This window comes from Streptomyces sp. NPDC058576, assembly GCF_042718715.1.
Taxonomy (GTDB): domain Bacteria; phylum Actinomycetota; class Actinomycetes; order Streptomycetales; family Streptomycetaceae; genus Streptomyces.
In genome coordinates, this window is record NZ_JBHXPF010000035.1 from 77,394 (window position 1) to 85,091 (window position 7,698).

At 72.3% G+C, this 7,698-nt stretch carries 5 protein-coding genes; 1 reads left to right on the top strand and 4 read right to left on the bottom strand.

Annotated features, from left to right (window positions below; all coding sequences use genetic code 11):
• Nucleotides 1-38: 38 nt before the first annotated feature.
• Complete coding sequence (locus tag ACFWRV_RS23475; protein ID WP_384337582.1) at nt 39-788, bottom strand: TetR/AcrR family transcriptional regulator; 750 nt, start codon at nt 786-788, stop codon at nt 39-41.
• A gap of 265 nt (nt 789-1,053) precedes the next feature.
• Here ACFWRV_RS23475 and ACFWRV_RS23480 point away from each other — a divergent pair, with 265 nt between their 5' ends.
• Nucleotides 1,054-3,303 (top strand): MMPL family transporter, encoded by a 2,250-nt coding sequence (locus tag ACFWRV_RS23480; protein WP_384337584.1) that lies wholly within the window; start codon nt 1,054-1,056, stop codon nt 3,301-3,303.
• Nucleotides 3,304-3,479: 176 nt separating this feature from the next.
• On the opposite strand, the gene ACFWRV_RS23485 is transcribed toward ACFWRV_RS23480, so the two are convergent.
• The 3 genes from ACFWRV_RS23485 to ACFWRV_RS23495 all read right to left on the bottom strand — a co-directional run bounded on the left by ACFWRV_RS23485 (nt 3,480) and on the right by ACFWRV_RS23495 (nt 7,548).
• Nucleotides 3,480-4,334 carry an aminoglycoside phosphotransferase family protein gene (locus ACFWRV_RS23485; protein WP_384337586.1) on the bottom strand — a complete coding sequence of 285 codons (855 nt, stop codon included), beginning with the start codon at nt 4,332-4,334 and terminating at the stop codon, nt 3,480-3,482.
• A gap of 211 nt (nt 4,335-4,545) precedes the next feature.
• Complete coding sequence (locus tag ACFWRV_RS23490; RefSeq protein ID WP_384337603.1) at nt 4,546-5,445, bottom strand: adhesin; 900 nt, start codon at nt 5,443-5,445, stop codon at nt 4,546-4,548.
• A 144-nt stretch (nt 5,446-5,589) separates the two neighbouring features.
• Nucleotides 5,590-7,548: an MFS transporter gene (locus ACFWRV_RS23495; RefSeq protein WP_384337588.1), complete on the bottom strand. Its 1,959-nt coding sequence runs from the start codon at nt 7,546-7,548 to the stop codon at nt 5,590-5,592.
• Between the last annotated feature and the right edge of the window lie 150 nt (nt 7,549-7,698).

Sequence of the window (7,698 nt, forward strand, 5' to 3'; positions counted from 1 at the left end):
TTGGTTCCCGGAAAGGGCTCCGATCGGCTCCGGACCTCTCATCCGGGGCTGTGCGCGTGTCCGGCCGGAATGCGACGGTGGATGTCCGTCACCAGGTCGCACATCGCCATGTGGAAGACCTCGGCCTGGTGGTCGCCGAGGAACGAGGTGTGTCCGAACACCTCCAGAACGACGAGGCCGTGCATGTGGCCCCATCCGCTGAGAAGGAGCGCGGTCGCCGGGGGCGGCAAGGCCGCCAGTCCGTTCGGTGACAGGTGTTCCAAGTGGGCCCGGAACGGGGGCGAGAGCGGGAGCGTGTCCGCCGCGGCCAGTTGTTCCGGCGTGAAGCCGTCGAACAGCACGCGCTGAAAGACAGCGCTCATCTGCTGCACCGCCCGGGTGGTCGGGCCGTCGGCCGGGGCCTCATAGCTCCGTAGCGGTGTTCCGTAAAGGAGTTGGAACCGTTCGGGGTGGGTGATGGCCCACCTGCGGTAACCCTCGGCCGCGATCACGAAGCGCGGTACGGCCGGGTTCGGCGAGGCGGTTTCGGCGGCGGCCCGGACGGCGTTGGCCACGTCTGCGTACGCCTTGGCTATGAGCACCGTGACGAGGGCGTCCCGGTCCGGGAAGTAGTGGTAAAGCGCCTGCACGGTCATGCCGAGGCTCCGGGCGACCGCGCGCAAGGACAGTGCCGCGGGGCCGTGTTCGGTGATGTGGCGCTCCGCGGCGTCCACGATCTCCTGGGTGGCGACAGCCCGGCGTCGCTGTCGCAGGGAGGGCGGAGCCGGCGCGTGTTCGTCTGCGGGCATGCGGCCGAGCCTACGACGGACCCGGTCGTGCCGAGGAGACCCAGCGGCTGCCGAGCGAAAAGGTTGACACTGTCAGGTAAATCTCGCACTGCTCAACAATCCATTGCCTCACTAACGTCGTTCACGGCGACGAAGCGTGCGACACCGCGCCCCTCCCCACCGGGGAGAAGGGCTTCGCGGGGCACTGCGCCGGCTCCTCTGTGCACCGGCACCCGGCCGGTCGGACCCACGTCGTTCTCACCGTTGGACGCAAAGGAGATGTGGCGTGTTTGAACGCTTGGCCGAACTGGCGATTCGCCGTTCCCGGTCGGTACTCGTCGTGGCCGCCGTCGCCGTCGTGCTCATGGGCGCGGTCGGCGCGGGCGCGTTCGGCAAGTTGCTCGGCGGGGGCTTCGACGACCCGTCCTCCCCGTCCTCCCGGGCCGCGGAGGTCATCGACGAGAAGTTCGGGGGAGAGACGAACCTGGTGCTGCTGGTCCGTGCCGCCGACGGGGCCGTCGACGCACCCGCAGTACGGCAGAGCGGGCAGAGCCTGGTCGCCAACCTCAAGGAGGAGAAGGGGCTGACGAATGTCGTCTCGTACTGGGACACCGGCAGTCCTGGCCTCCGTTCCGAGGACGGCCGGGAAGCCCTGGTGCTCGCCCATGTGACCGGCGACGAGACACAGCAGCAGGAGAACGCCCAGCAGGTCATCGACGCCTACACCGGTACGTACGAGGGTGCCCTCACCGTACGGGCCGGAGGCGGCGCTGCCGTGGGCAGCGATCTGTCGAAGCAGGTGGTCGACGATCTGGTCCTGGCCGAGGCCATCGCCCTGCCTCTCACCCTCGTGCTGCTCCTGTTCGTCTTCGGCAGTGTGGTCGCGGCCCTGCTGCCGCTGGCCATCGCCGTCATCGCCATCCTCGGCTCCTTCGCCCAGCTCTCGCTCCTCGGCAGCGTCACCGATGTGGCCAACACCGCGACCAACCTCACCACCGCCCTGGGCCTCGGACTCGGCATCGACTACGCCCTGTTGATGGTCAGCCGCTTCCGGGAGCAGCTCTCGGCGGGCGCGAGCGTGGACGACGCCGTCCGGCGCACGGTGAGCACGGCGGGCCGCACGGTCGCGTTCTCCGCCGCGACCGTGGCGGCGGCCCTCGGCGCGCTCCTGGTGTTTCCCCAGTACTTCCTTCGGTCGTTCGGATTCGCCGGGGTCGGTGTCGTCGCCGTCGCCGCCATCAGCACCCTGTTCGTGATGCCGGCCCTCTTCGTCGTCCTGGGGCACCGCGTCAACAGTGGCCGGCTGCCGTGGGCGGGGCGGCGGCGCGTCGATGGCCGGGCGCCTCTGTGGGGGCGGCTGGCCCGCACCGTCATGCGACGGCCCGCGATCACCGCCCTGCCCGCGCTCGCCGTGCTGCTGCTGGCGGCGAGCCCGCTGCTCGGCATCACCTTCGGCACACCGGACGAGCGCGTGCTGCCCGAGGACGCGGAGAGCCGTCAGGTCGCCACGGCGCTGCGGGAGAACTTCGCCGGCAGCGCGGACTCGGCCCTCCACGTCGTCATCGACAAGCCGGTGGCCGAGGCCCCGTTGGCGTCGTACGCGGCCGGACTGTCCGCGCTCGACGGCGTCGTACGCGTCGAGACCAGCGCGGGAAGTCATGCCGCGGGAGGTACCACCGCGACCGGCCCCGGCAACCCCGCCCTCGGCCGGTCCGACGCCCAGCAGATCACCGTGGTGAGCGCTCTGGAACCGAAGTCGGACGCCGCCCAGAGCCTGGTGAAGAAGGTACGGGCGGCCGACGCGCCCACCGGGGTGAGCCCTCTGGTGGGCGGGACCGATGCCCAACTGGTCGACTCCAAGACCTCCATCGGCGACCGGCTTCCCCTCGCCGTGGCCCTGATCGCCCTCACCACCTTCGTCCTTCTCTTCCTCTTCACCGGCAGCGTCGTGCAGCCGCTGCGGGCCCTGGTCCTCAACATCGTCAGCCTGGCGGCGACCCTCGGCGTGATGACCTGGATCTTCCAGGACGGCGCCTTCTCCTCCCTGCTCGGATTCACCGCGCAGCCGATGGAGATGTCGATGACCGTCCTGATGTTCTGCATCGCCTTCGGTCTCTCGATGGACTACGAGGTGTTCGTCACCAGCCGGATCAAGGAACTCCACGATCTGGGCGAGGACAACGAGTCCGCCGTGACCAACGGCCTCGGCCGGACCGGGCGCATCGTCAGCGCGGCCGCGCTTCTGCTCGCGGTGAGCTTCTTCGCCTTCGGTACGGCCGAGATCAGCTTCATGCAGATGTTCGGCCTGGGCAGCGGGCTGGCGATCCTCATCGATGCCGTCGCCGTGCGCGGCGTGCTCGTCCCCGCCGCGATGCGGCTGCTCGGCCGCTCGGCCTGGTATGCGCCCGGCCCTCTGCGCAGGTTCCACGACCGGTTCGGGCTCAGCGAAGGCGGCCCGGAGGCCGCGCCCGTGCGGATGTCCCTGCCGGCGCCCGCCGTGGCCCCGTCAGGGGTGAAGGACTCGACGGGGGTCTGAATCTCGCCGCACGGGCCCGAGCACGGCAGGGCCCGAGCACTTAGGCGCCCGACGAGGTGGACCGTACGGAGGTGCCTCCGTCCCCACCTGCCCGCCCCGCCTCACCGGGGGCGGGCCTCAAGGGCGGGTCAGCCGTTCTGGGCGCTGTCGCCCCCGCCCCGGCCGCGCTCCCGGCCCTACGTGACGATCTCGTCGATCACGTGCCCCGCGATCCGGGCCATCACCGGGTTCGCTTCCCGGTAGTGGGCGAGCTCCAGCAGGGCGATGGACAGCGCCCAGCCCCGCCCCCGCGTCCAGGTGGCGTCGTCGGCCGCGACCGCTGTACGGAACGTCCTCCTGGCCCCCGCCGTCAGCAGGTACCAGGCCGCGATCAGGTCGACGGCGGGGTCGGCCAGGCCCGTGCAGCCGAAGTCGATGACCGCGGTGAGGCGGTCCTCCGCGACCAGGACATTGCCGGGCTGGAGGTCCCCGTGCACCCAGACGGGCCGGGCCGTGAAGGGCGGGGCGGCCAAGGCCTCGTTCCAGGCCGCGGTGGTCTTCTCCCGGTCCAGAACGCCGCCCAGGGCAACGAGCGCCTCGCGTGTCGCCGTGTCGCGGGAGGCCAGGGACTCGCTGCGGTAGGCGGGCGGGGCGTCCGCCGGGTCGATCCGGCGCAGCGCCAGCACGAACTCCGCCAGGTCCGCCGCGAGCAGGTCGGAGGCCGAAGAGGCGTCGCCCGGTCGCGGGTTCGTGCCGTCCAGCCAGGTGCAGACCGACCAGTTCCGGGGAAACGCCTCGCCCGGAACTCCCTGGGCGAGCGGGAGGGGTACGGGGAAGGGCAGCCGCGCCGCCAGCACGGGCAGCCAGCGGTGTTCCGTCGCCACATCCGCCGCGCCGCCCTCGGTACGGGGCAGCCGTACGGCCTTGTCCCTGCCCAGGCGGTAGATCGCGTTCACGGTCCCGCTCGCGTCGACCGCCTCCACGGGCAGGTCCGCCCAGTGCGGGAACTGGGCGGCGACCAGGCCGCGTACGAGCGACGGTTCAATGATCATGCGGTGATCGAACCAGGCGGCCCCGGGATCGCACAACGCGGCCTGAGTGAGCCGGTGTTACCCGGGCGTCCCGGACCGGGCCCCGGACACGGCCTCCGCGCCGCCGGGCCGGTCGCGGAGCTGTCGCCGCACGTCGCGCGTTCGTACGGCTGGGGCCCGTCGCCTCTCGCCGGACCATCACGCCTGCGTACCGTGAGAGCCCCGGCGCCCCTCAGTGGCAGGACGCTCTCATCTGCGCCGCCGCGTGGTGCGCGCCCACCCGCCGCGCATCGCCCCAGTCCCGGCCCCGGTCGATGAGCTGGACGGCGAAGACCTCTCCCTTGACCGGGTAGCTGCGCACCGGGACCGCGCTCCCCCGGTGTTCCGTCTGGAGCACCGCGAAACCCGTGTAGGCGGAGTCCACGTCGTCCGGGTCGGAGAGCACCCGGTAGACGGTCGGGTCCCCGGCGGCGTCGCGGGGGCGGCCGCTGTCGGGGACGAAGACGGTCAGCGCGCACTCGCTGAAGCCCCGGCCCAGCCGCCACGACCAGGTGGCCGTGGAGCCCCGGTCCTCGGTCGGGCTGCCCGACATCGGGATCGCGCTGAACCGGCCGTCGCACCCGCCGCCGTCGAAGCCGCCGGAGTCGACCGTGTACCAGCCGGCGTCCCCGCTCTCGAAACGGCCGCGCTCCCGGTACGTTCCCGCCGCGCAGCCGGGGCCCGCCCACTGGGTGAAGCGGCCCCCGTCCGCCGGGGGCCCCGATGAGGGCACGGCCGGGTCCGGAACGTCCGGGGGGCCCGGGGCTTCCGTGCCCGTATCCGTCTCCGTACCCGCGTCCGGTCCCGGGGCGATCCTGGTGGGGGCCGCGCCGCCGATCCGGTCGGGCACCGCCCCCGCCCGGCCCGCCGCGTCCGTGCGGCTGCTGCCGCCGCCCACACTCCCGCCGCCCGAGACCAGCAGCGAGGCGACGGTGACCAGGCCGCCGGCCGCCACCACGACACCCGCCGCGAGCAGGGCCCTGCGCCGGCGGGGCAGCGTGGAGAGGCGGCCCGCCAGCGTCTCGCGCACGACCCAGGAACCGTCCACGCCGGCCGCGCGGGACGCCCCCGCCCCGCAGCCGGGGCAGACCATTCCGGGGAGCGGGCCCCGCCGCCCGCCGCCGCAGTGTTGGCACCTCATGGCCTTCATGGCAGAACACCTTGCCAGTGCGCCGCCCGCAGAGGGAGATCCCGTACCCGATGGCTCGTACACGGGACGGGCGGGGGCTAGGGCGTGTCAGCTCAGTTCTTCGGGGCAGGGGGTGCCCGGCTGGAACTGGTACGGGGCCGCCAGCCGGTACACGCCCGGTCGCGGCGCGAGCAGTTCGGTCCACTCGTCGCCGTACGGGCCCTCCTCGACCCGGTTCAGGCAGCCGTGGGTATTGGTGAAGGTCTTCGGCGCCGTGTCGTCCAGCCGCGACCGCTCCTTGGACTCCTCGGTCTCCAGCGGGCGCTCCACGCTCTTGCCCTTCTCGTCGACGAGGGCGAGCCACCGCGTGTACGGGATCCGGATCAGCACCCGGCCCGCCGACTTCACGGTGATCGTCAGCTCGTCCGCGCCCGCCCGCTCCACCGTGGCCGGCGGGTCGGCCAGCGGCACCGGATCCAGGACCCGGAAGAGCTTCCAGTTCGCGTCGCCCCAGATCTGGCGCAGGTAGGGCTGCCCCTGCTCGACCAGCTCCGCCTCCTGGATCGCCCCGTTGTCCGGACGGTCCTTGGGCAGCACCACATAGTGCACAGCCCAGCGGTCCAGCCACTCGCGGTAGTTCACCGGGTCGAGCGTGTCGTCGTAGAAGAGCGGGTTGCGCTTCATGTCCGCCTGGCGGTTCCAGCCGCGCGCCAGGTTGACGTACGGGGCGAGCGCCGATGACTCGCGGTGACTGCTCGCGGGCACCACCTCGACCCGACCGCGCTCCGCCTCCACCTGCTGGAGCTGGTTGATCAGCGGGGCCAGTTCGCGGTTCCAGGACGCGGCGGGCGCGGTCCGGACGATGTCGTCGACGCCCTTGAAGCCGATCCAGAAGTTGAGGCCCACGAAGGCCAGGACCAGGGCGTACCAGCGGCGGCTGCGCGGCACGGCGTACGGGAGGGCGGCGAGCAGCGCCACCCCGGCGAACAGCATCGCCATGCGGGTGACGTTCGACCCGATCTGCGAGTCGACGAAGTACGTGAGCAGCGTGCCGAGTCCGTAGACGGCGGCGGCGGTGCGGACCGTGCTCCAGTCGCGCGGTACGAGGACGAAGACGAACACCGAGAAGATGAACGGCAGCGACAGCGTCCCGAGCGACATCGGCTGTGTACCGGAGAACGGGAACAGCCAGGCGGACAGCCCCACCACGGCGACCGGGGCGAGCCCGATCGCGTACGCGCCTGGGCGTCGTTTGTGGAGGAACAGCGCCGCCGCGACGACGCCCAGGAAGAGCCCGGCGACCGGGCTGGACGCGGTCGCGAGCGCGGCGAGCGGGGCGGCGACGGCCGCCTTGGCCCAGCGCTTGTACCGCCACCGGTAGGGCCAGCAGAACACCGCGGCCACCGCGCCGACGGCGAACATCATGCCGAGCCCGAACGTCACCCGGCCCGACAGCGCGTTGCACAGGAACGCGAAGACCCCGGCCAGCGAGCAGGCCAGCGGATTGCGGACGGCCGGGACCCGCACGAGGATCAGTGCGGTCAGCGCGGAGGAGACCGTGCCGACGATCATCATCGTCGTCCGGACGCCGAGCAGCGACATCAGGTAGGGCGAGACCACGCTGTACGAGACGGGGTGCATGCCCCCGTACCAGGCCAGGTTGTACGCGGTGCCGGGGTGCCGACCCACGAACTCGGCCCAGGCGTCCTGCGCGGCGATGTCGCCGCCGGTGTTGGCGAAGAAGAAGAACCAGAGGAGATGGAGCACGGCGGCGGCCGCCGTCGCGATGGTGACGGGGTGTCGCAGCAGCCGGTGGGCCCGGTCGTGCGGGGTCTCGGCCGCGGTGGAGCCCGCCGTGGCTTCCGCGCCGGGGTCCGGGACCGCGGCGCGTTCCGAGGCCTCGGGAGGCCCGGAGGAATCGTGGGGGTCGGAGAAGGCGTCGAAGGAGTCGGGGGAATCAGGAGACTCCGGCGCTCGGGGCGACGGCACGCGCACGTGCAGGGCGTCACCCCCGGCACCGGTGGTCTCGTCCGCCTCGCGGCCGGGCTTCGGCTCCGCGGTGGTCACTACGGCTCTCCCCGTCCTCCGCCGGCCCCGTACCTCTTCAAGGACGCGTCCCAGCACCCTTGAGTTGTCCGGGGACGCTAACACGTACCCCCGGCACGCATCTCTGTCATAAACGGTCGGAGCCGGGGTGGGGGCGGGGGAGGGCGGACC